General features: G+C 40.9%; 1 protein-coding gene and 1 pseudogene. Both read right to left on the minus strand.

Translation table 11 applies throughout. The features are described from left to right. A partial coding sequence (locus A3762_RS04070) for a glycosyltransferase (RefSeq protein WP_197469011.1) occupies window positions 1-492 on the minus strand: 492 nt, incomplete at its 3' end. Next, window positions 492-749: pseudogene (locus A3762_RS28240) on the minus strand (hypothetical protein); the annotation flags it as partial. The pseudogene A3762_RS28240 and the gene A3762_RS04070, both read right to left, overlap by 1 nt.

Genomic DNA, 749 nt, shown 5'->3' on the forward strand with positions numbered 1-749 from the left:
TAAGAACGAAGGCATGCCTACAAATTGATTGACGTAAATAATGGCATCCAGTCGAATAAGCAGCAGCTTATCAGCCCATTGGTATATCCAGCCTTTGGAAAAGCGCTTAGGGGTTGTATACCCATGCACAGTGGCAACAACTTTTACTTGAGGATAACTGTGCCGAGTTAAAGCGAGTAATACATTAAACTTATACCCGTGCGAATGAAGAAGAGTAAAACCTTCTTCGACAATCAACTTCCAAATGTCATGCATACCAGGGCGATTCAAGCCCGACTTCATCCGCCACAGAATAACATCAATACCTAGTTTTTTAGCTTCTAGCTCAATAGCTTTTGGTTCTTCATTGACTGTGCCGCAACTTAGAATAGTCGATTGAAGTCCTTGTTTAATTTGCTCGCTACAAAGCGTTAGTAACATTTTCTCGGCACCATAAAGGCCACCGCTATCAATAAGGTGCAATACTTTAATTGTCGGCTCGATCTTATCCACTAACCCGCCCTTGGCTTCCAAATCACTTGTTTCTCACCCTTCAAATAACGCCATGTTGCATGCGAACAAGCTACATTAAGCAAAGTAAAATAATAAGGAAGGGTCAGATAAACCGGCGCACGTTCATCACTCATTCTTAGCGTTCCAAAAAACGCCAAGGCATAGAACATCACTTGAATAAGCAAAGTTAACAAATAAAACGGAGAAGCTGAAAGGAGTGCAACGTTACTAAAAAAACAAACTAGCAAAGGTATAAA

This window comes from Oleiphilus sp. HI0125, from assembly GCF_001635355.1.